The organism is Azospirillum sp. CT11-132, assembly GCF_047302835.1.
GTDB lineage: Bacteria > Pseudomonadota > Alphaproteobacteria > Azospirillales > Azospirillaceae > Azospirillum.
Genome location: NZ_JBGLZA010000003.1, coordinates 443,075 through 463,490 on the forward strand (window position 1 = coordinate 443,075; position 20,416 = coordinate 463,490).

Below are 20,416 nucleotides of genomic sequence, written 5' to 3' on the forward strand. Positions count from 1 at the left end.
GTCAGATGGAAGTCGAAACACCTGATAAGCTCTAGAATCATAATTCGCGATAAAATCGCAAAATCAAGCGTTCCGTCGATTCGATGTATGCTGACGATCTAATGCTGGATCTTGCGAAAATGCGGAATTGTGCAGGTCCAGGTGTCGAGACCAATAATCTCAATTCTGGCTTCCACATTCCGGCATTCCGTATCGATTGTAAAAATCCTTGTTAGGACCGCGACATCATTCATCTTGATGGTGAATCGTTCCTTGGGGTGGATGGTTACATTTCCGTGGTTGCATACCACGTCGAACGCCGCATGCGACTCGGGGCCGGTCACTTCCTGGCCGTCCGAGCGTGCCAGCAGCAGCGTTATCTCATAGTCTCCGGGTTCCAGCGTCGCATATGGCCCGTAACACAGGTAGCCTCCGTCGCTCCGCGGGGTGCGGGTGCGGATTGCGGGCTGTCCGCACAGGTCGGCAGATTCCCCGATCTGGCTATGATACTGCATGGATGACCACGCCTCGCTGCCCCGTTTCATGACTTCCGCGTGACCAAGGGCAAGGGCGCGCTCGGCTATCATCGTGAGTCTGTTCGGATTTGCGCAAGCGATGGCGATTTCACCGCCGCCGTGTCCACCTCTGAAAAACCGGAGTTCCATCGAATTGCGTTCGAAGCAATCCCGAATGAACTTGTGGGACCATCCGGATTCGAACCAGCCGTATTTGCGCGCTACATACACGGATTCGTAATCGAGTCGAATTCCCCAGTGCTTCCACCAAGTTTGTTGGATCGGTTCGCCCGTGAAGCCGATAATACCGTCATCAATGATTTTCCCCGATAGGATTTTGACCAGATCCCACGGCCTTGTGCAGTGGTGAAAAGACTGAAAGAAATAAGCCGCGTCGTATAGTTTATCTTCGATCTCGGCAGTGTCATCAAAATTCATCGTGCTTCTTTTGAGTTCATATCCCAGTCTTTGGCTTCGAAGTCTGCTGAGTTCCGAGAGGGCGGGATCGATATCGATGGCGTGTACATTGGCTCCACAGAAGGAAAAAACCTCCGAACTGAGCCCGTGGCCTGCTCCCATATCGAGTATCTTGGCAGCAACGCCAAGTCCGGAAAGTGACATCAGCGCGGTGAGCGCGCGCACCATTTCTGATACATGCGAAGTGTTCCAGATACCCAGGGGGTTGGGAGCGCGAAGCAGCGATGAAATGTTAACCGGATGCAGTTCTCCATCTGACTGATTCAGTTTTCTTCCTGAGATTTCCTCATAAACGGAAAGTTGCTGATTGAAATATTCTTCTGAAAAAGGACAGAGGTTTTCGTCGATCTCTGTTTTGAGAGTAACCCTGAAATCCCCGAACTCCTGGAGAAAATCCTGGGTCCCCATAACTCCGCCATATTTCCTGTCAACCAAATCAACCCATTGATCCAGATCGCTGCTTGAAATTACGGCCATCTATACATCCTTGAGCTGACTGCTTCGGGAGGCTCCCTCCCATTGAGATGATGGCGGCATTAGGCCCCGGCAAACCACGAACGACGCTCGAAGACGTCGAGCGATATCGGGATCGCGATATGATGCACGTTCTGGTAGAGGCGCGTTGGGGGCATGCCGATATGCAGCGCCGGATTAAGAAATATCCTTGGTCGGACGAAACTGCGCCTGAACCACCACTCAGGCGCAGCCCCCGTCTTACTCCAGCCCGGCCTTCTTGCGGACGTCGTAGCTGCGGGTCTTAGCCCACTGTTCCACGAACTTGACCAGTTCGGCGTCGGGCGGATCGGGAAGGACGACCTTCAGCTTCACATACTGGTCGCCCGGCTGCTTGGTGGCCTGATTGACCACGCCCCTGCCGCGCAGCCGCAGGACGGAGCCGGTGTTGGCACCGGGCGGCACCTTGACGGCCACCTTGCCGCTGATCGTCGGCACATTGACGGTGGCGCCGAGAACCGCCTCGTTCAGGGTGATCGGCACTTCGACATGGATGTCGCTGTCCTGCCGGGTGAAGTAGGGGTGCGATTCGACATGCACCTCGACGATGGCGTCGCCGTTGGGCATGCCGCCCATGCCGGGCAGGCCCTGGCCCTTCAGGCGCAGCTTCGTCTCGTTCTCCGTCCCCGGCGGGATGGCGACGTCGATGCTCTTGCCGTTGGACAGGTTGATCCGGCGCTTGGACCCGTTCGCCGCCTCGATGAAGGGGACGGTGACCGAATAGGAGATGTCGCTGCCCCGCACCCGCGGCCCGGGGGAGCCGCCGGCTCCCGCACCCGCTCCGGCCCCCGGCCCGCCGGGGCGGCGCCGGCCGCCGCCGAACAGGTCGGAGAACCAGTCGTCGCCGGCACCGAAGAACGTGTCGTCGGCCGTGCTGCTGTAGGCCCGGCCGCGGCTGCCGGAGCGGCCGCGCGAGCCGAAGCCCGCGTGCCGTTCCTGCCCCGACGGGTCGATCTCGCCACGGTCGTAGCGGGCGCGCTTCTCGGCATCCGACAGCAGCGTGTAGGCGGCCGAGATTTCCTTGAACCGCTCCTCGTTGGCGGCGTCGCCCGGCTTCAGATCCGGGTGATGCTGCTTGGCGAGCTTGCGGTATGCCTTCTTGATGTCGTCGGCACTGGCGGACCGGCTGACGCCGAGAACGCTGTAGGGATCGCGCGTAGCCACGGGCAGAGGGTTCCCGCCCCAGGGGGGCTCAGAGGTTGCGAGTGCGGGGTGCTGGTCGGCGAAGTTACGAGTTGCCGATGATCTTCCACGTACCGTCGGCCTGTTTGCAAGCGGTTCCGTACGCCTGCTCCGTCCGGCCCTTCACGACGATGGTCTGCTGGAACTCGCGGCAATAGGTGCCGGCGCTGCTGTAGCCGTCGCGGGTGGTGACGATGGTGCCGGAATTGCCCGACTGCGGGTTGTTCCAGTTGATGCGGTCGCCGACCGGGGCGGCGTAGGCCTGACGGGCCGCGGTCTCGGCATAGCCGGCATCGGCCTTGTCGAGCGAGCTGCCGACCTCCCTGCCGATGAAGGCGCCGAGCAGCGTGCCGACGCCGGTCGCCACCAGCTTGCCGGTACCGCCGCCGATCTGCGAGCCGATCAGGCCGCCGGCGACCGCGCCGCCCGCCGTGCCGATCGTTTCCTTCTGGCCACCCAGCTGGCAGCCGGCCAGCAGGCCGGCGACGATCATGGCCGGAACGACTTTCTTCACGAACATCCTTGCGCCTCGAAAAGGTTGGTTGCCGCGGCACCTTATCGGTGGCTTCGCGGTGGACAGTGATATAAGCGACCCTATGCTTGCTGTGAATTGTGATGAGGCTGTGACCCTTACGCTTTTGCACGGAAGCCCGCCCGCTCCCCTGGCCGCGCACTGCCCGGCCGGCGGCGCGGGACCCATCGATACAGGACCACAGGCATGACGGACAGCACCGACCGCGACCCTTACGATCTCTTCGCCGAATGGATGAAGGAGGCTGAGCAGAGCGAACCGAACGATCCCAACGCCATGGCGCTCGCCACCGCCGACGCCAACGGCATCCCGTCGGTGCGGATGGTTCTGCTGAAGGGGATCGATCCGCGCGGTTTCGTCTTCTACACCAACACCGAAAGCCGGAAAGGCACCCAGCTGCTGGCGAATCGGAACGCCGCCCTGTGCTTCCATTGGAAGAGCCTGCGCCGTCAGGTGCGGGTGGAGGGGCCGGTGGAGGTCGTCACCGATGCCGAGGCCGACGCCTATTTCGAAAGCCGGCCGCGCGAAAGCCGGATCGGCGCCTGGGCCTCGCTGCAGTCGCGCCCGCTGGAGGGGCGGTGGGAGCTGGAGAAGCGCGTGGCGCAGTTCGCCGCCAAATACGCCATCGGCACCGTGCCGCGGCCGCCGCACTGGACCGGCTTCCGCGTGCTGCCCTCGCGGATCGAATTCTGGCGCGACCGCCCGTTCCGCCTGCACGACCGGCTGGTTTTCCAGCGCGCCGAGGGGACCGAGGGCACGCAGACGGGTTGGACCACCGAGCATCTTTATCCCTAACCGGGGTACGTCTGGCACAAGCCGACGGTAAGCGATCCGTAAGGATGCGCCGCTACGGTCGCGCGCCGGCCATGGCGGCCGGGCATCAGGATCGGGGGCGAAGCGGATGGGGCCAAGCAGATGGGGGAAGCATTGAGCGACAGTGCGCAAAACTCGGCATCGGCGGACCGGCTGCGCCGCTATGCCACCTATGCCAGCGTGTCGGTGGCCTCCACCCTGATCGCGGCGAAGCTGGCCGCCTATCTGCTGACCGAATCGGTCAGCATCCTGTCGTCGCTGATCGATTCCTGCACCGACCTGATGGCGTCGGTGGTGACCTTGCTGGGGGTGCGCCATGCCCTGCGCCCGGCCGACGCCAACCACCGCTTCGGGCACGGCAAGGCGGAGGCGCTGGCCGCACTCGCCCAGGCCGCCTTCATCGGCGGCTCGGCCCTGCTGCTGAGCGTCGAGGCGGTGCGGCGAATTGTCCGGCCAGAGCCGATTGCCGAGGGGACGATGGGCGTCGCCGTGATGCTGCTGTCGATCCTGCTGACCGCCGGGCTCATCACCTTCCAGCGCCGGGTGCAGACGGCCACCGGTTCGGTCGCCATCGGGGCGGACCGGCTGCACTATTCCGGCGACCTGCTGATGAACAGCGCGGTCATCGTCGCCATCCTGCTGACCGAGGCGACCGGGCTGACCGTGGTCGACCCGCTGTTCGGCATCGGCATCGCCCTGTTCCTGCTGAACGGTGCCCGCGGCGTGGCGCGCGACGCGCTCGACGTGCTGATGGACCGCGAACTGGCCGAGGAGGAGCGCGCGCGCATCGTCGAACTGGCGCGGGCCGAGCCGGGGGTGCGCGGTCTGCACGACCTGCGCACGCGCAATGCCGGCACCGGCTGTTTCATCGAGCTGCATCTGGAGCTGGACGGCGGCATCAGCCTGACCGCCGCGCACGAGATCGCCGACCGGGTGGAGCAGCGGTTGCGCGAGGCCTTCGTCAACGCCGAGGTTATGGTCCACCAGGAGCCGGCCGGACTGGCCGACGAGCGGCTGGATCACCGGATCGCCGGCTGAGAGCGGTGGCTGGACACCGAGTCCCGGCGATTGACGGTTGTGGGCGGTGCAGCCGGTGATACGGGTCCGTATTGCGGGATAACCCTCATTTCGCACCCGATAAGGATTGATACACAATCTTCGGGCGTGCCCTCCCCTTAACGTATCCTACCAAAGGACAGGGGTGCCGGCCGCCGCTTTGGCACCCCCTACGTTGCGAATCTGTATCAAAAGCGCAATAATAGTACTCGGGAGAAAGCGCTCGGTTATAAAACAGCAAGAATGGTGGATATGATGGATGGTGGCGTTGGGCTTCGTCCGCATCTGATCGCGGACATCGCGCAGGAAGCAGGCAATCTCGGAATCGAGATCGCGGATATCGCCGGCCATATCGAGGATGTTAACGCCCGAGTCACCCACCAGTCGGAGGTGTTCACGCAGTTGCGCGATACCGGCGCCAAGATGTCGCGCAGCACGCAGCGCATCTCGGAGGCCTCGGCCGTCGCGCGCTCGGTCACCGAACAGGCGCGGCAGGAGGTCGACAGCTCCCACGACCGGGTGCAGCAGTCGCTGTCCGACATCCATGCGCTGGTGTCGTCGGTGACGGGGATCGAGGGGCAGATCGCCGGGCTGCGCGAGGCGCTGGACCGCGTCGGCAAGGTCGCCAAGGAGATCTTCACCATCGCCAAGCAGACCAACCTGCTGGCGCTGAACGCCACCATCGAGGCGGCCCGCGCCGGCGAGGCCGGGCGCGGCTTCGCCGTGGTGGCGAACGAGGTGAAGTCGCTGTCCACCAAGACCAGCGAGGCGACGACGGAAATCGACGCGACGCTGAAGGTGCTGAACGAGCAGGCCCAGCGCCTGATGACGGAGAGCGCCGCCAGCGCCGCCAAAGCCCGCGCGGTCAGCGAGGGAACCACCGCCATCGGCACGGTGATCGAGACGGTCGGCCGCGCCATGCGCGAACTGAACGGCGAGACCGACAAGATCGACGCCGCGTCGGCCGAGATCGGCGGCAACTGCGGCGAGCTGGAGCACGAGATCGCCGACCTTGCGGTGGGCGTGAAGCTGTCCAGCGACAATCTGGCGCAGGCGCGCGACCGGGTGAACAATCTGGTCGGCATGAGCGAGCGGCTGATCGGCATCACCGCCGAACTGAACATCGAGACGGTCGACACCCCCTTCATCGCCGCGGTCAAGGACGCCGCCGAGAAAGTATCCGCGGCCTTCGAGGATGCGCTGGCCCGTGGCGACATCAGCGAATCCGACCTGTTCGACCGCAATTACCAGCCGGTCGCCGGATCGGACCCGCAGCAGGTGCTGACCCGCTACACCCAGCTGTGCGACCGCGTGCTGCCCGGAATCCAGGAGCCGGTGCTGGCGGCCAACAGCCGCATCGTCTTCTGCGTGGCGATCGACGAGAACGGCTATCTGCCCACCCACAACCGCCAGTTCAGCCAGCCGCAGGGCCGTGACCCGGTGTGGAACGCCGCCAACTGCCGCAACCGCCGCATCTTCAACGACCGCGTCGGTCTGGCCGCCGGGCGCAACACCAAGCCCTTCCTGCTGCAGACCTACCGGCGCGACATGGGCGGCGGGAAATACACGCTGATGAAGGACGTCTCCGCTCCCGTCATGGTCCGTGGCCGCCATTGGGGCGGGCTGCGGCTGGCCTACAAGGTGTGAGGTAGCGGCAAGCACATGGCCAAGCACATGGCCGAGCACATGGATTGCCGAACTTCCCTCTTGATCCGTATCAACGCATACGATCAGCCTTGCGGGTGAAATGGCGGGGCAGAGGGAGCGACCATGAAATACGTCGAAGAGTTCCGCGATCCGGTGCTTGCCCGCAACGTCGCCGCCGCCATCGCGCGGGAGGTGCGGGCCGACCGCACCTATCACCTGATGGAGTTCTGCGGCGGCCACACCCACGCCATCTCCCGCTACGGCATTCCCGACCTGCTGCCCGACACTGTGCGCATGATCCATGGGCCGGGCTGCCCGGTCTGCGTTCTGCCGGTCGGGCGGATCGACGACGCCATCGCGCTGGCCCGCCGGCCGGAGGTGACGCTGTGCACCTATGGCGACGTCATGCGGGTGCCGGGGTCCGGGCGGCTCAGCCTGCTGAAGGCCAAGGCGCAGGGCGCCGACGTGCGCATGGTGGTGTCGGCCGACGCGGCTGTGCGCATCGCCGCCGAGAATCCGGACCGGCAGGTGGTGTTCCTCGCCATCGGCTTCGAGACGACGACTCCGCCCACCGCGCTGGCGGTTCGGGCGGCGGCGGCGCAGGGGCTGACCAACTTCTCCGTCTTCTGCAACCATGTGCTCACCCCCTCGGCCATCCAGGGCATCATGGCGGGAGCGGACGAGGGGCTGTCGCTGGACGGGTTCGTCGGGCCGGCCCATGTCTCCGTCGTCATCGGGTCGGACGCCTATGCCCCGGCCGCGGCGGATTACGGCAAGCCGGTGGTGATCTCCGGATTCGAGCCGCTGGACGTGCTGCAGTCGATCCTGATGCTGATCCGCCAGATCAACGACGGGCGGGCGGAGGTCGAGAACCAGTATACCCGCGCCGTCACCGCCGACGGCAACCGCAAGGCCCAGGCGCTGGTGCTGGAGATCTTCGAGACGCGACCGTCCTTCGAATGGCGCGGCCTGGGCAGCATCCCGCACAGCGGCCTGAAGCTGCGCGAGGCCTATGCCGCCTTCGACGCCGAACGACGCTTTCCCATCGCCGGGGCCAGCGTTCCCGACCATAAGGGCTGCGATTGCGGCGCCATCCTGCGCGGCGTGAAGCGGCCGATCGACTGCAAGCTGTTCGACACCGTCTGCACCCCGGAAAACCCGATGGGGTCCTGCATGGTCTCGGCCGAAGGCGCCTGCGCGGCGCACTACACCTATGGACGGTTCCGCGACGCCTGACCGGTTCCGGGCGATGCGTTTGCGCCATTGCGACCTTTCACCGCAGGCTGGACGAACGCTGCTGGACGAACGCCGCCCGGTTAAACATGATGCACATGAAACAATCCGTTGGGCCGGCCATAAACCCCATGGCATCGGCCCTGCGGAAAACGGCAGACGTCGCAAGACTTCGCATTTCAGACCGGGAGGACCCGCATGACCTATAAGCACATCCTCGTCCATCTCGACAGCAGCCCGCATGTCGAGGCGCGACTCGACGCCGCCATCGCGCTGGCCCAGAGCCACGGCGCCTTCCTGCGCGGCCTGTTCGCGCAGGGCGACCGCAACGCCAGCAGCGTGATCGCCCGTCGGTCCAGCGACCATCTGGTCGAAGCGGCGGCACGCAGTGAGGCGCTGTTCAACGAAAAGCTCGCCGCGTCCGGCCTGCAGGGCCATTGGCACGGCCTGACCCACGGCGAATACAACCACGTCATCCGCGAGGTCATCATCTGGTCGCGCTTCGCCGACCTGACCATTCTGGGCCAGTATGACCGCGAGGCCGGATCGCAGGCTGCGCCGGAGGAACTGAACGAGCAGGTGGTGCTGAACTCCGGCCGGCCGGTGCTGGTCATTCCCTATGCCGGCCGCTTCCCGGTGATCGGCAAGCGCATCGCCGTCGCCTGGAATGCCGAGCGCGAAGCAGCCCGCGCCCTGTCGGACGCCATGCCGATGCTGGAGAAGGCTTCCGAGGTGACGGTCATCACCGTGCTGACCCAGGCCTCGAACGCGGCGCCGGAAGCACCGCGGGTCGGGCTGCTCGACCATCTCGCCTTCCACGGCGTGAAGGCGGAGCAGACCCACTTCACGGTCGACGACATCGGCGCGATGGACGCCCTGCTGGCCCGCGCCATGGACACCGGCGCCGACCTGCTGGTGATGGGCGCCCACGGCCATTACGGCTTCCCGTTCCTGCATCGCGGCAGCGGGACGCGCCACGTCCTGCGCACCTGCCCGGTGCCGCTGCTGCTGTCGCACTGAGCGGGAGTGGGGGAGTTTTTGCCCCCTCCCTAACCCTCCCCCGCTTCGCGGGAGAGGGGACTGCCGCCGCTCCGCTGTGAAACTCCTGCAAGCGTCCTGCCCCCTCTCCCGCGAAGCTCTCGCACAAAGCTATGCTTTGTGCTGACGCGACAGGCGGACCGTAGGTCCGCTGAGAGCGGGGGAGGGATGGGGAGGGGGCAACACGGTGCCCCCCCAAACATCCCTCACGCCGCCTTCACCCCGCTCAGGAAGCTCTCCACCTCCTGGCGCAGGCGGGTGGATTCGATGCTGAGATGGTCGGCGACGTTGCGGACCTCGCCGGCGGCGCGACCGGTGTCGCCGGCGGCGCGGGTGACGCCGACGATGTTGCTGGTCACCTGCTGCGTGCCCTGGGCCGCTTCCTGGACGTTGCGGCTGATCTCCTGAGTCGCCGCACTCTGCTGTTCCACCGCCGAGGCGATCGTCGCGGAGATCTGGCTGATCTCGGTGATGATGCGGCCGATGTCCTCGATGGCGGAAACCGCCTCGCGGGTCGCGCCCTGGATGGTGGCGATCTGGCCGGTGATGTCCTCCGTGGCCTTCGCCGTCTGGTTGGCCAGGCTCTTCACCTCGCTCGCCACCACCGCGAAGCCCTTGCCCGCCTCACCGGCGCGGGCCGCCTCGATCGTGGCGTTGAGCGCCAGCAGGTTGGTCTGCGCCGCGATGTTGTTGATGAGGTCCACCACCTCGCCGATCTTCTGCGCGCCGTCGGCAAGGCCGGAGACGACGCCGTTGGCCCGGCTGGCGCCGCTGACCGCCTGTTCGGCGACCCGGGTCGACTGCGAGACCTGACGGCCGATCTCGTCGATGGAGGAGGAGAGTTCCTCCGCCGCCGCGGCGACGGTCTGGACATTGGCGGAGGCCTGTTCGGCGGCCGAGGCCACCGTGGTGCTCTGGCGGTTGGTCTCGTCGGCGGTGCTGGTCAGCATGCCGGCCGACTGCTGCATCTGGGTCGCCGCGCCCGACAGGCTCTGCACCACCGCGGTCACATTGCCTTCGAAGGTGCGCATCAGCTCCTCCAGCCGGGCGGTGCGGCGGGCCTTGGCTTCCTCTTCGGCGCGCTGGGCGGCGGTGAGGCGGTCGGCCTCGATGGCGTTGCGCTTGAACACGTCGACCGCTTCGGCCATGGCGCCGACCTCGTCCTTGCGGCCGACGCCGGGCACCTCGACCGCCCGTTCGCCGCCGGCCAGACGGCCCATGGCGGCGGTCATGGCGACGATGGGCGAGGCGATGGCCCCGCGCAGCACCATCCCGGCGGCCACGGCGACCAGGACGGAAGCCAGCGCGCCGATGATGGCGGTGAGATAGCCGGTGGAGAAGGCGGCCTTCTGTTCGTCCTTGCGTAGGGTCAGCAGCGCGCGCTCCGCGTCCTCGATCTGCGCGACCAGCGTACGGACATTGTCCATCGAGGCCTTGCCCAGCGCCTTCGCCTCCATCGCGCGGGCTTCCTCACGCGATTCGGCCTTGGACATCAGGGCGATCTCCTTTTCGGCCACGGTCTGACGCCAGGTGGTGGCGTTCTTGCGCAATTCCTCCAGCCGGGCCTGCTGCTGCGGATTGTCGGCGGTCAGCGACTTCACCTCCGCCAAGGCGCGGTCGAACGCCTGTTCACCCCGCCGGTAGGGCTCCAGGAAAGCCTGGTCACCGCTGACGAGATAGCCGCGCAGTCCGGTCTCCTGGTCCACCAGCGCCGCCAGCGCCGCATCGGTGGTCTGGATCACGCGGTAGGTGTGGATCGTCCAGCCGATGGAGGATTGGATGGACGACAGCGTGGCATAATTGGCAAAGCTGATCGCACCGATGATGACGATCAGCGCGGCGAACGCCGTCAGCAGCTTTCCGCCGATTCGGAGATTGGTGAACCAGGACATTTCTTGCGCCTCATGTGACCGGACGGGCTTGTGATTCGCGCGGACAGTCGCCTTGCCTCGCGGAGTTGCATCCGATTGGGTGAGTGTCTAACCCGTTCGATTGCAAAACCTGATACGGCAGGAATCCCGATTTCGATCACCTAAAATTTTACGTATGTCGAAATCTTCTGTCTGTCACGTAAGGCCTATACCCGCCTTGCAAACAAAGCGTTAACAGTCTGACGTTGTTCTACCGGCAGTAACTGGTCTGCGCGCCATCATTGCCTTGGCGCGCATGCGGCAGGGTGACGCACCAACCTATGGAGATCGGAGGGCCGCTTCGGCGGTCAGCGACGAAGCCGCATGTCGATGTGGGGAATGCCGAAATCGTCATAGGGCTCGGTGACCCGGACAAAACCGAAGCTGCCGTAAAAGCGCTCCAGATAAAGCTGTGCGCCGATCAGCACGTCGCGGTCGGGCCAGCGTTCCGCCAGCACCGCCAACGACTCCGCGACCAACGCCCGACCCAGCCCAGTGGAGCGTTGCGACCGGTCCACCGCCAGCCGGCCGAAGGAGACCGTCGTATCCGGACCTTCGGAACCGGGGACCTCGCGGTCTGGGCCAAGGCAGCGGGCACAGCCGACGATGGCGCCGCTGCCGTCCGCCGCGATCAGGTGAAGCGCCTCGGGGTCGCGGCCGTCGATGTCGGGATAGGGGGACGACTGCTCGACCACGAACACGCGGCTGCGCAGGGCCAGCATGTCGTGCAGGTCGGTCAACGACAGGGCGTCGAAGGCGACGCGGCGGATCGGCGGAGCGGACATTCCGGCGGGCCGCTCAGGCGATCGCGTTGCGGATCATGTAGTCGGCGATGTCCTTGGGCTTGACCTTGATTTCGGTCAGCGGCTCGTCGGCGGTCATCGCCTTGGCGACCAGCAGGCTGTTCTGCACATTGGTCAGGGTGATGCGGTAGACGCCGGCCGCCCCCTTCAGGCGCGGGTAATAGGTGGGGTCGATCACCTTCTCGCGCCGGCCGAGCCGGGCGAGCGCGCTGTCCTCGTCCAGATCCTCGACCTGTTGGGACTGGACCAGCTTCCAGTCGGATTCGCCACCCCAGCCGGCGGCGACGGCGGCCTTGACCGCGGCCTCGTCCTCCGCGACGCCCAGCTTGTAGATGTGCTTACCCTGTCCGACGTCGGACGCCCATTTGGTCAGGGCGGCGCTGCGCGCGACATAGACGACGGGCATGACGACTCGATCCTCCCGGCACGGGCTGTTGGAGTTGCGTTATTGCAGCGACGATTGGCGTGCGATGGGCGTGATCAGGATGCGGCTGACCACGTCCTTGCCGAACATGGCGACGACCGATTCGTCGATCCGGCGGCGCAGGGCTGGGACGTTCGCGATGTTGCCGCGGACGATCCATCCCTCGTCCACGCCCCTGTAGATGGCGGTCAGGATGGCGTCGTGCAGGCGGGGGATGCTCAACTGCACCTCGCCCAGCTTCAGCGCGTCGCCGATTTCCAGATTCACTTCGACCTGGGTGTATTTCTCGATCCGGCCGGCATTCACCACCGGGACCATCAGCGGCTTGATCCGCACGGACGGGGGCAGGGCGCCCGCCGCCCCTTCGTTCGCGGCGGCCGGCAGCGCCGACGGCAAGGTCAGGAACAGGGCAAGGCAGAGGGCAGGCAGAAAGCCGCGCATGACAAACACCGCGAAGGACCGGAAGGCTGGATTCTACCGGTCCGACGCGGCGGTTGCAACCGCCGCCCGGGTCTTTTGCCGACCCAGGGGCGATTGGTCACGGTCTGGCTGGAATCAGGCGGCCTTCTTGCCGCTGGCCGCGATCGCCTTCTTGTTGACGTCGCCGATGGCCAGCTTGTTCAGCAGCGAGTCGGTGTCTTTTTCCTCCTGCAGCGTCTCGTCCAGCAGCTTGGCGACCTTGTCGAGGCCGCAGGCGCTGGCATAGGCGTGGAGCGTGCCGTAGCTGGCGATCTCGTAATGCTCCACCTTCTGGGCGGCGGCGATCAGGGCGGCGTCCTGAACCTCCGGCGCCAGACCCATTTCGAGGATTTCCTGCGCCTCGCTGATCAGCCCTTCCATCGCGTCGCAATGCTTGCCGCGGGGGCGGGTGTCCATTTCCTCGAACACCTGCTGCAGCCGCTCGATCTGGCCGTTGGTCTGTTCCAGATGGGTCTCGAAGGCTTTGCGCAGCTGGTCGGAGCTGGCGGCCCTGGCCATCTTGGGCAGGGCCTTCGCGATCTGCTTCTCGGCGTGGTAGATGTCGCGAAGATCCTCGATCAGCAGGTCCTGCATCGTCTTGGCGGCCATTATGATGGTCCTTCCTCGCTGTGGGTATTGGCGGAGCGGGGCTCCTGCGCGCCGAATGGCAGCGGGAACAACAGCGGCGGTCACCGGGCGTTGCGGTCTCGAACGGGGATCGGCCTTCGGATAGGGGAGGGGACGGATCATGACGGCAGCGGGCGGCGACGGCGAGGTGCTGTTCGAATTCCAGCGGGTCGGCAGCTATCTGAGGGTCACCGCCATCGACGCGAAGACGGGCGTCGAGGTGACGGTGGCCGGCCCGGCGACCGGCAGCCAGGAGCTGCTGAAACGGACGGCGATCAACAAGCTGCGCTTCGTCCAGAACAAGAATGCGGACAACGGAGGTTCTCCCGGGGGACCGGGAAAGCCGGCGCCGAAGGGGCGTGGCGGCCTTTACTGATCGGCTGTTGTTGGCCGGCTGCTTTTGACCGACCGCTTTTGACCGCCTTCCGGGGCCTGCCAAAGAAAACGCGCCGCCGGACGGGGCCGGGCGGCGCGTATCGAAGTCTGGCTTTTGCTGATGGTGAGCGCCGGCATGCCTCCGCCGGCAACCCCGCATGGGACATGGTCCCAATCCGGATCGCCGGTCGTAGAGCGAACCGCTCGACCCAGACAGTAGACCTATGCCTGCCCGTTGGCACTGGCGCAGGGGGTGTAACGCTTGTAGAACCGCGCATCTCTGAACGAATGGCGCATAGAAAGGGCCCTTCTCCCGTGCCGTCGGGGCGGGTAAGCGAAGAAAGGGCCCGGCCGTTGTCCGGCCGGCTTTCGCACAGAGGAACGAAACACCAGAGGATCGAGGCAATGGTTGGTGTGAGGGCGGTTCGTGTGACGGCTTTCCTGCGCGTGTCGGTGATGTCGGCGGTCTTGACGGCAACCGCCCTGGCGGCGGCCCTGCCGGTGCTGAGCACGGCGCGGACGGCAAGCGCCGCGACCTCGCAGAAGCCGGGCCATGGGACGCAGGATCATGGCAGCCGGTCTGCCGCGCCCGCTGCGCCGTCACCGGGCACTCAGGCTGGCGGAGCGGCATCGACGGCGCCCCAGCCCACCACCCCGGCGGCGGGCTGTCTGAAGCCGGGCGTGCCGCTGTGCATGGACGACCAGTCCACCTTCCTCAGCGCCGACAAGATGTCGTCCTGTCAGGGCGAGGTGAAGGAGTATGTCGACAAGTCGATGGCCTACCTGACCTGCCTGAACGAAGAGAATGTGGCGACCGGGCGGGAACTGAGCCGCAATGTCGACCGGTTCAACTGCCGCCTGTCGGGCCGGAAGGGCTGCGCCAACTGAGATTGGCAAAGCGGGAGGCTGGCGGGGTGCGCCGGGGCGGTTGAGATGCCGGCGGCGATCGGTCCGCCGCAGCTGGCGGGGGGGGCTGGCTCGCGTCTTCAACCAATCCGATGGCTTCGCCGTCAATCCGACCGCTTTGCCATCGTTCTGACATGCACACGGGCCGCATCCCATGGGACCGGCCCGGGTTGCATACGGACTTTACACGATCAGCCGGCCTTGCGGCGGGTCTGGCGGCCGGAGCTGCGGCCGAGGCCGATGCGCTTGGCGAATTCCGAACGCTGCGCCGCATAGTTCGGCGCCACCATCGGATAGTCGGGCGGAAGTCCCCAACGGGAGCGATACTCGTCCGGCGACATGTTGTAGGTCGAGCGAAGGTGCCGCTTCAGCATCTTCAGCTTCTTCCCGTCTTCCAGGCAGACGATGTATTCGGGCGTCACCGACTTGCGAATCGGAACGGCAGGCTTCAGCGGTTCCGCTGCGACCTCGCGAGGCTGACCATTCAGGCCAGTCAGCGACGAGTAGACCGTATTGATCACATCGGGGATTTGCTGAGCAGGCAACACGTTCTTGCTGACATACGCCGATACGATGTCGGCGGTCATCCGCAGCAGCGCATTGTCCGGTACATCGGCGCGAAGCTGGTCGCTCATTGCACTGTGTCCTGGTTTTTCATTTGTCCGTACGAACCAAGTTGCATACCGTGATTTGGGTGTCAATATAATTTCGGCAAGCTCCAAATTAGTTGCTCTTGGCTGCCAGAACAAAGGAGCGAGGTGCAAATCAGCCTTCGCTGAATATCGTTGCGCGGTTGTGGCTGTGCCGCAGCTTTAGCGGCGGTCTAGTAAGCGCAGGCTTGCGATTTTCCGCCGAGTCCGCAGCGGCAATTGGGCATCTTCCCGCTCCTATAACGAATCGGCTAACTCCCTTGTTTCGGCTTCTCGGCAACGCAGAGGTGAAAACCGTCTCCACACCTTCGCGGTGACGGGGTGCGATGGTTCGGTGCGGACGGGGAGCCGCGAAAAGCGGCCCGCATCCCGGTGTCTCCGGTCGCGGTCGGGGCCGGCCGGGTTTGGCCCCGAGCTTAGCTATGCATCCACGTCATGGTGTGGCAGTGGCGGTCTGCACCGACATCTGGTAGGGTGCGGGCGTCTTTCGCCGCATTGCCGGCGCTGTCGTCGTTTGTGCATCCGCTACCGCACGCACCGGAGTTTTTGCCGTCATGACCGTCCGCACCGTGGCACTCGCTTCCGATCACGCCGGCTATGAGCTGAAGGCCCAGATCGCCCGGCAGCTCGAGGACGCCGGCTTTACCGTCCTCGACCTCGGTACCGACGGGCCGGCCTCGGTCGATTACCCGGATTTCGCCGCGGCGCTGGCCGCCGCCGTCACCGACGGCCGGGCGCAGCGCGGCGTGCTGATCTGCGGCAGCGGCATCGGCATCAGCATCGCCGCCAACCGCCATCCCGGCATCCGCGCCGCCCTGGTCCATGACGTGACCACCGCGCGCCTGTCGCGCGAACACAACGACGCCAACGTGATCGCGCTCGGCGCCCGCGTCATCGGCCCGGAGATCGCCAAGGATTGCGTCGACGTCTTCCTGAAGACCGCTTTCGAGGGCGGGGAGCGTCACAGCCGCCGCATCGCCAAGATGGGCTGAGCGCGCCTGTCGCGCCGCCTTTTCCTGGCCCGTTATTTGGCCGCCAAGGCCCGCAACCGGGACGCGACAGAACCCGGAAAGACCCAACGGAAGCCGCCGGACCGGGCGTCCGGCCGGCTTCGCGCCCTTCGATCGAGGAACCTTCCGCCATGACCAGCAGCAACACCGCCGAGATCGGCCGCTTCTTCGCCGCCTCGCTCGCCGAGACCGATCCCGAACTGGCCCGCGCGGTGCGCGACGAGCTGGTCCGCCAGCAGGAGCAGATCGAACTGATCGCGTCCGAGAACATCGTCTCGCAGGCGGTGCTGGAGGCGCAGGGCTCGGTCCTGACCAACAAGTATGCCGAAGGCTATCCGGGCAAGCGTTACTACGGCGGCTGCGAGTTCGTCGACATCGCCGAGAACCTGGCGATCGAGCGCGCCTGCAAGCTGTTCGGCTGTGATTTCGCCAACGTGCAGCCGAACTCCGGTTCCCAGGCCAACCAGGCGGTGATGCTGGCCCTGCTGCAGCCGGGCGACTGCGTTCTCGGCATGTCGCTCGCCGCCGGCGGCCACCTGACCCACGGCGCCGCCCCCAACATGTCGGGCAAGTGGTTCAAGGCCGTGCAGTACGGCGTTCGCAAGGACGACCACCTGATCGACTTCGATCAGGTCGAGGCGCTGGCCCGCGAACACAAGCCGAAGCTGATCATCGCCGGCGGCTCGGCCTATCCGCGCGTCCTTGACTACCAGCGCTTCCGCGCCATCGCGGACGAGGTCGGCGCCTACCTGATGGTGGACATCGCACACTATGCCGGCCTGATCGCCGGCGGCGTCTATCCGAACCCGTTCCCCTATGCCGACGTGGCCACCACCACCACCCACAAGACCCTGCGCGGCCCGCGCGGCGGCATGGTGATGACCAACAGCGAAGAGATCGCCAAGAAGATCAACTCGGCGGTGTTCCCCGGCCTGCAGGGCGGCCCGCTGATGCATGTCATCGCCGCCAAGGCGGTGGCCTTCGCCGAGGCGCTGCGTCCGGAGTTCAAGACCTACGCCCAGGCGGTGGTCGACAACGCCCAGGTGCTGGCCAAGACGCTGATCGGCGGCGGGCTGGACATCGTGTCGGGCGGCACCGACAGCCACATCGTGCTGGTCGACCTGCGTCCGAAGAACCTGACCGGCAAGGCGGCGGAAGCCAGCCTGGAGCATGCCGGCATGACCTGCAACAAGAACGGCGTGCCGTTCGACCCGCAGAAGCCGATGATCACCTCCGGCGTCCGTCTGGGCAGCCCGGCGGCGACCACCCGCGGCTTCGGCACCGCCGAATTCAAACAGGTCGGCGAGATGATCGTCGAGACGCTGGACGGGCTGGCCGCCAGCAACTCCGGCGACAACACGGCGGTCGAGGCCGCGATGCGCGAGCGGGTGCGCGGCCTGTGCCGTCAGTTCCCGATTTATCCGACCCTCTGATCCGATAAGGTGATCGACAGATGCGCTGCCCGTTCTGCGGAAACGAGGATACCCAGGTCAAGGACTCGCGCCCGACCGAAGACAACTCGGCAATCCGCCGGCGGCGCTTCTGTCCCAGTTGCAGCGCCCGCTTCACCACCTTCGAACGCGTCCAGCTGCGCGAGCTGACGGTGGTGAAGAGCAACGGCCAGCGCGAGCCCTTCGACCGCGAAAAGCTGCTGCGGTCGATGAAGATCGCGCTGCGCAAGCGCCCGATCGACGCCGACCGCATCGACCGGGTGGTGAACAGCATGGTCCGCCAGCTGGAATCCTCCGGTGAGAGCGAAATCCCGTCGAAGCAGATCGGCGAGAAGATCATGGAGGCGCTGCAGACGATGGATCAGGTGGCGTACATCCGCTACGCCTCGGTCTACAAGGACTTCCGCGAGGCGTCCGACTTCAACGAGTTCGTGGAGCAGCTGGCTCCAGAGGCATCGCCGGGGATGTGAAGTGTGGAGAGGGGGCGTGTCGGTGCCCCCTCCCTAACCCTCCCCCACCTTCGGTGGGAGAGGGGACTGCCGCCGCTCCGACACTTAACTCTCTCTCCCGCGAAGCGGGGGAGGGTCGGGGAGGGGGCAAATGACGATGCCCCATCCCCGCACCGATCCGTCAGCCGAACTGCGCCAGGATGGCCAGCAGCAGGATCGCCACGATGTTGGTGATTTTGATCATCGGGTTCACCGCCGGGCCGGCGGTGTCCTTGTAGGGGTCGCCGACGGTATCACCGGTCACCGCCGCCTTGTGGGCGTCGGAGCCTTTGCCGCCGTGGTTGCCTTCCTCGATGTATTTCTTGGCGTTGTCCCAGGCGCCGCCGCCCGACGTCATCGAAATGGCGACGAAGATGCCGGTGACGATGGTGCCAAGCAGCATGGCGCCCAGCGATGCGAAGCCGGCCGCCTGACCGCCGATGGCGGCGATCACCACATAGAGCACCACCGGGGCCAGCACCGGCAGCAGCGAGGGGATCACCATCTCCTTGATCGCCGCACGGGTCAGCATGTCCACCGCCCGGCCGTAGTCGGGCTTGGCGGTGCCCTCCATGATGCCGGGGATATCGCGGAACTGGCGCCGCACCTCCACCACCACCGATCCGGCGGCGCGGCCGACGGCGGTCATGCCCATGGCGCCGAACAGGTAGGGCAGCAGGCCGCCCACCAGCAGCCCGACGACGACATAGGGGTCGTTCAGCCGGAACTCGACCGGAATGTTCGGGAAGTAATGGCCGAGGTCCTGGACATAGGCGGCGAACAGGACCAGGGCGGCCAGACCGGCGGAGCCGATGGCGTAGCCCTTGGTCACCGCCTTGGTGGTGTTGCCGACGGCGTCCAGCGCGTCGGTGGTGACGCGGATGTTGGCGGGCATGTCCGACATCTCGGCGATGCCGCCGGCATTGTCGGTGACCGGGCCATAGGCGTCGAGCGCCACCACCATGCCGGCCAGCGCCAGCATCGTCGTCGCGGCGATGCCGATGCCGAAGACGCCGGCCTGCCCGTGGGCGATGAGGATGCCGGCGCAAATGACGATCACCGGCAGGGCGGTCGATTCCATCGAGACGGCAAGGCCCTGGATGACGTTGGTGCCGTGCCCGGTCTCAGACGCCTTGGCGACGCTGCGCACCGGGCGGAAGGCGGTCGAGGTGTAGAACTCGGTGATCCAGACCAGCAGGCCGGTGACGCCCAGCCCGACCAGGGCCGAGACGAACAGGTTGAAGCCGGTGATCACCGTGCCGTCCGTCATCGGGATGGCGCGGGTGAAGCCGAACAGGATCGCGGTGACGATCAGGATCAGCACCAGCGACAGACCCGCCGCAACGGCCAACCCCTTATAGAGCGCCTTCATGATGGCGTTGTCGGCGCCGAGCTTCACCGCGAAGGTGCCGGCGACCGAGGCCAGGATGCACACGGCGCCGATCAGCAGCGGATAGACCAGCATCAGCCGCAGCACGCCGCCGGTAAAGAAAATCGCCGCCAACAGCATGGTGGCGACGATGGTGACGGCGTAGGTTTCGAACAGGTCGGCGGCCATACCGGCACAGTCGCCGACATTGTCGCCGACATTGTCCGCGATGACCGCGGGGTTGCGCGGGTCGTCCTCCGGAATGCCGGCCTCCACCTTGCCGACCAGGTCGGCGCCGACGTCGGCGCCCTTGGTGAAGATGCCGCCGCCCAGCCGGGCGAAGATGGAGATCAGCGACGCGCCGAAGCTGAGCGCCACCAGCGCCTCCAGCACGGTGCGGACCTCGACCGGGTCGTTGACGTGGTAGACCAGCGTCAGGATGCCGAAATAGCCGCCGACCCCCAGGATCCCCAGCCCGACCACCAGCATGCCGGTGATCGCCCCCGACTTGAAGGCGATGTCGAGCGCGGGAGCCAGCCCGTTGGTTGCTGCCTCCGCCGTACGGACATTGGCGCGGACCGACACGTTCATGCCGATATAGCCGGCGCTGCCCGACAGGACGGCGCCGATCAGAAAGCCCAGGGCCACCGGAAAGCCCAGCGTGACCCACAGGATCAGCAGCAGGACGACGCCGGCGATGGCGATGGTGGTATATTGGCGGTTCAGGTAGGCGCGCGCCCCTTCCTGCACCGCGGCGGCGATGGCCTGCATCCGGTCGGACCCCGGCGACGCGGCCATGACTTCTTTTCCGGTACGAAAACCGTAGGCCAGCGCGAGCAGGCCGGCGGCGATGATGACGATGAACGCTAGAGCCATCGCATCCCCCGATTGCTTTTAAGGACGCGCCCCGGAAAGGCTGGTCCCACCACGCATTCAAGTGGGGGAGAAGTCGGGCGCAA

General features: G+C 65.8%; 20 protein-coding genes. 10 read left to right on the top strand and 10 right to left on the bottom strand.

Going from position 1 to position 20,416, the window contains the following annotated elements; all coding sequences use genetic code 11:
- Window positions 1-98: 98 nt before the first annotated feature.
- From ACCD06_RS07850 to ACCD06_RS07860, 3 genes are all read right to left on the bottom strand, one after another.
- Entirely contained in the window at window positions 99-1,448 is a 1,350-nt protein-coding gene (locus ACCD06_RS07850) for a class I SAM-dependent methyltransferase (RefSeq protein ID WP_413339893.1), read from the bottom strand.
- 237 nt (window positions 1,449-1,685) lie between these two features.
- Entirely contained in the window at window positions 1,686-2,648 is a 963-nt protein-coding gene (locus ACCD06_RS07855; RefSeq protein WP_413339895.1) for a DnaJ C-terminal domain-containing protein, read from the bottom strand.
- A 64-nt stretch (window positions 2,649-2,712) separates the two neighbouring features.
- On the bottom strand, window positions 2,713-3,186 hold the full coding sequence (locus ACCD06_RS07860; RefSeq protein WP_109074578.1) for an RT0821/Lpp0805 family surface protein: 474 nt from the start codon (window positions 3,184-3,186) through the stop codon (window positions 2,713-2,715).
- 198 nt (window positions 3,187-3,384) lie between these two features.
- On the opposite strand from ACCD06_RS07860, the gene pdxH reads away from it, so the two are divergent.
- The 5 genes from pdxH (at window position 3,385) to ACCD06_RS07885 (ending at window position 8,967) form a co-directional block, all read left to right on the top strand.
- Window positions 3,385-3,993 (top strand): pyridoxamine 5'-phosphate oxidase, encoded by a 609-nt coding sequence (gene pdxH, locus ACCD06_RS07865; RefSeq protein ID WP_413339898.1) that lies wholly within the window; start codon window positions 3,385-3,387, stop codon window positions 3,991-3,993.
- A 120-nt stretch (window positions 3,994-4,113) separates the two neighbouring features.
- The gene (locus ACCD06_RS07870) at window positions 4,114-5,049 is read left to right on the top strand and encodes a cation diffusion facilitator family transporter (protein WP_199231942.1); all 936 of its coding nucleotides are present in this window, start codon (window positions 4,114-4,116) and stop codon (window positions 5,047-5,049) included.
- Window positions 5,050-5,319: 270 nt separating this feature from the next.
- The gene (locus ACCD06_RS07875; protein ID WP_247871281.1) at window positions 5,320-6,714 is read left to right on the top strand and encodes a methyl-accepting chemotaxis protein; all 1,395 of its coding nucleotides are present in this window, start codon (window positions 5,320-5,322) and stop codon (window positions 6,712-6,714) included.
- 123 nt (window positions 6,715-6,837) lie between these two features.
- Window positions 6,838-7,950, top strand: a complete 1,113-nt coding sequence (gene hypD, locus ACCD06_RS07880) for a hydrogenase formation protein HypD (RefSeq protein WP_109074576.1) — start codon at window positions 6,838-6,840, stop codon at window positions 7,948-7,950.
- A 195-nt stretch (window positions 7,951-8,145) separates the two neighbouring features.
- Complete coding sequence (locus ACCD06_RS07885) at window positions 8,146-8,967, top strand: universal stress protein (RefSeq protein WP_109074575.1); 822 nt, start codon at window positions 8,146-8,148, stop codon at window positions 8,965-8,967.
- Window positions 8,968-9,191: 224 nt separating this feature from the next.
- On the opposite strand, the gene ACCD06_RS07890 is transcribed toward ACCD06_RS07885, so the two are convergent.
- From ACCD06_RS07890 to ACCD06_RS07910, 5 genes are all read right to left on the bottom strand, one after another.
- Window positions 9,192-10,877 (bottom strand): methyl-accepting chemotaxis protein, encoded by a 1,686-nt coding sequence (locus ACCD06_RS07890; protein ID WP_413339902.1) that lies wholly within the window; start codon window positions 10,875-10,877, stop codon window positions 9,192-9,194.
- Window positions 10,878-11,203: 326 nt separating this feature from the next.
- Window positions 11,204-11,680 carry a GNAT family N-acetyltransferase gene (locus tag ACCD06_RS07895; protein ID WP_413339904.1) on the bottom strand — a complete coding sequence of 159 codons (477 nt, stop codon included), beginning with the start codon at window positions 11,678-11,680 and terminating at the stop codon, window positions 11,204-11,206.
- Window positions 11,681-11,693: 13 nt separating this feature from the next.
- A complete protein-coding gene (locus ACCD06_RS07900) occupies window positions 11,694-12,104 on the bottom strand; it encodes a hypothetical protein (protein WP_413339905.1) in 411 nt (136 codons plus the stop codon).
- 39 nt (window positions 12,105-12,143) lie between these two features.
- On the bottom strand, window positions 12,144-12,563 hold the full coding sequence (locus ACCD06_RS07905) for a hypothetical protein (RefSeq protein ID WP_109074571.1): 420 nt from the start codon (window positions 12,561-12,563) through the stop codon (window positions 12,144-12,146).
- Window positions 12,564-12,677: 114 nt separating this feature from the next.
- Entirely contained in the window at window positions 12,678-13,190 is a 513-nt protein-coding gene (locus tag ACCD06_RS07910; RefSeq protein ID WP_413339907.1) for a ferritin-like domain-containing protein, read from the bottom strand.
- A 139-nt stretch (window positions 13,191-13,329) separates the two neighbouring features.
- Here ACCD06_RS07910 and ACCD06_RS07915 point away from each other — a divergent pair, with 139 nt between their 5' ends.
- Together ACCD06_RS07915 and ACCD06_RS07920 are read left to right on the top strand one after the other, a co-directional pair.
- The gene (locus ACCD06_RS07915; RefSeq protein ID WP_109074569.1) at window positions 13,330-13,584 is read left to right on the top strand and encodes a DUF6898 family protein; all 255 of its coding nucleotides are present in this window, start codon (window positions 13,330-13,332) and stop codon (window positions 13,582-13,584) included.
- 428 nt (window positions 13,585-14,012) lie between these two features.
- Window positions 14,013-14,471 (top strand): hypothetical protein, encoded by a 459-nt coding sequence (locus ACCD06_RS07920; protein WP_413339909.1) that lies wholly within the window; start codon window positions 14,013-14,015, stop codon window positions 14,469-14,471.
- 209 nt (window positions 14,472-14,680) lie between these two features.
- Here the strand turns inward: ACCD06_RS07920 and ACCD06_RS07925 are convergent, their stop codons facing one another.
- Window positions 14,681-15,124, bottom strand: a complete 444-nt coding sequence (locus ACCD06_RS07925; protein WP_042701716.1) for a MucR family transcriptional regulator — start codon at window positions 15,122-15,124, stop codon at window positions 14,681-14,683.
- A gap of 569 nt (window positions 15,125-15,693) precedes the next feature.
- Here ACCD06_RS07925 and rpiB point away from each other — a divergent pair.
- The 3 genes from rpiB to nrdR all read left to right on the top strand — a co-directional run bounded on the left by rpiB (window position 15,694) and on the right by nrdR (window position 18,070).
- Window positions 15,694-16,131, top strand: coding sequence for a ribose 5-phosphate isomerase B (gene rpiB, locus ACCD06_RS07930; protein WP_109074567.1), 438 nt, complete (start codon window positions 15,694-15,696; stop codon window positions 16,129-16,131).
- 149 nt (window positions 16,132-16,280) lie between these two features.
- Window positions 16,281-17,582: a serine hydroxymethyltransferase gene (gene glyA / locus ACCD06_RS07935; protein ID WP_109074566.1), complete on the top strand. Its 1,302-nt coding sequence runs from the start codon at window positions 16,281-16,283 to the stop codon at window positions 17,580-17,582.
- A 20-nt stretch (window positions 17,583-17,602) separates the two neighbouring features.
- On the top strand, window positions 17,603-18,070 hold the full coding sequence (gene nrdR, locus ACCD06_RS07940; RefSeq protein WP_014247245.1) for a transcriptional regulator NrdR: 468 nt from the start codon (window positions 17,603-17,605) through the stop codon (window positions 18,068-18,070).
- Between the two features lie 160 nt (window positions 18,071-18,230).
- Here the strand turns inward: nrdR and ACCD06_RS07945 are convergent, their stop codons facing one another.
- Window positions 18,231-20,333 carry a sodium-translocating pyrophosphatase gene (locus ACCD06_RS07945; RefSeq protein WP_413339913.1) on the bottom strand — a complete coding sequence of 701 codons (2,103 nt, stop codon included), beginning with the start codon at window positions 20,331-20,333 and terminating at the stop codon, window positions 18,231-18,233.
- Window positions 20,334-20,416: the final 83 nt, after the last annotated feature.

Coding starts and splice junctions, on each gene's coding strand:
- ACCD06_RS07890 (WP_413339902.1), bottom strand. CDS start 10,877: ATGTCCTGGTTCACCAATCTCCGAATCGGCGGAAAGCTGCTGACGGCG.
- ACCD06_RS07850 (WP_413339893.1), bottom strand. CDS start 1,448: ATGGCCGTAATTTCAAGCAGCGATCTGGATCAATGGGTTGATTTGGTT.
- ACCD06_RS07870 (WP_199231942.1), top strand. CDS start 4,114: ATGGGGGAAGCATTGAGCGACAGTGCGCAAAACTCGGCATCGGCGGAC.
- ACCD06_RS07900 (WP_413339905.1), bottom strand. CDS start 12,104: ATGCCCGTCGTCTATGTCGCGCGCAGCGCCGCCCTGACCAAATGGGCG.
- ACCD06_RS07910 (WP_413339907.1), bottom strand. CDS start 13,190: ATGGCCGCCAAGACGATGCAGGACCTGCTGATCGAGGATCTTCGCGAC.
- nrdR (WP_014247245.1), top strand. CDS start 17,603: ATGCGCTGCCCGTTCTGCGGAAACGAGGATACCCAGGTCAAGGACTCG.
- rpiB (WP_109074567.1), top strand. CDS start 15,694: ATGACCGTCCGCACCGTGGCACTCGCTTCCGATCACGCCGGCTATGAG.
- ACCD06_RS07925 (WP_042701716.1), bottom strand. CDS start 15,124: ATGAGCGACCAGCTTCGCGCCGATGTACCGGACAATGCGCTGCTGCGG.
- ACCD06_RS07905 (WP_109074571.1), bottom strand. CDS start 12,563: ATGCGCGGCTTTCTGCCTGCCCTCTGCCTTGCCCTGTTCCTGACCTTG.
- ACCD06_RS07875 (WP_247871281.1), top strand. CDS start 5,320: ATGATGGATGGTGGCGTTGGGCTTCGTCCGCATCTGATCGCGGACATC.
- ACCD06_RS07945 (WP_413339913.1), bottom strand. CDS start 20,333: ATGGCTCTAGCGTTCATCGTCATCATCGCCGCCGGCCTGCTCGCGCTG.
- ACCD06_RS07885 (WP_109074575.1), top strand. CDS start 8,146: ATGACCTATAAGCACATCCTCGTCCATCTCGACAGCAGCCCGCATGTC.
- ACCD06_RS07860 (WP_109074578.1), bottom strand. CDS start 3,186: ATGTTCGTGAAGAAAGTCGTTCCGGCCATGATCGTCGCCGGCCTGCTG.
- hypD (WP_109074576.1), top strand. CDS start 6,838: ATGAAATACGTCGAAGAGTTCCGCGATCCGGTGCTTGCCCGCAACGTC.
- ACCD06_RS07915 (WP_109074569.1), top strand. CDS start 13,330: ATGACGGCAGCGGGCGGCGACGGCGAGGTGCTGTTCGAATTCCAGCGG.
- glyA (WP_109074566.1), top strand. CDS start 16,281: ATGACCAGCAGCAACACCGCCGAGATCGGCCGCTTCTTCGCCGCCTCG.
- pdxH (WP_413339898.1), top strand. CDS start 3,385: ATGACGGACAGCACCGACCGCGACCCTTACGATCTCTTCGCCGAATGG.
- ACCD06_RS07895 (WP_413339904.1), bottom strand. CDS start 11,680: ATGTCCGCTCCGCCGATCCGCCGCGTCGCCTTCGACGCCCTGTCGTTG.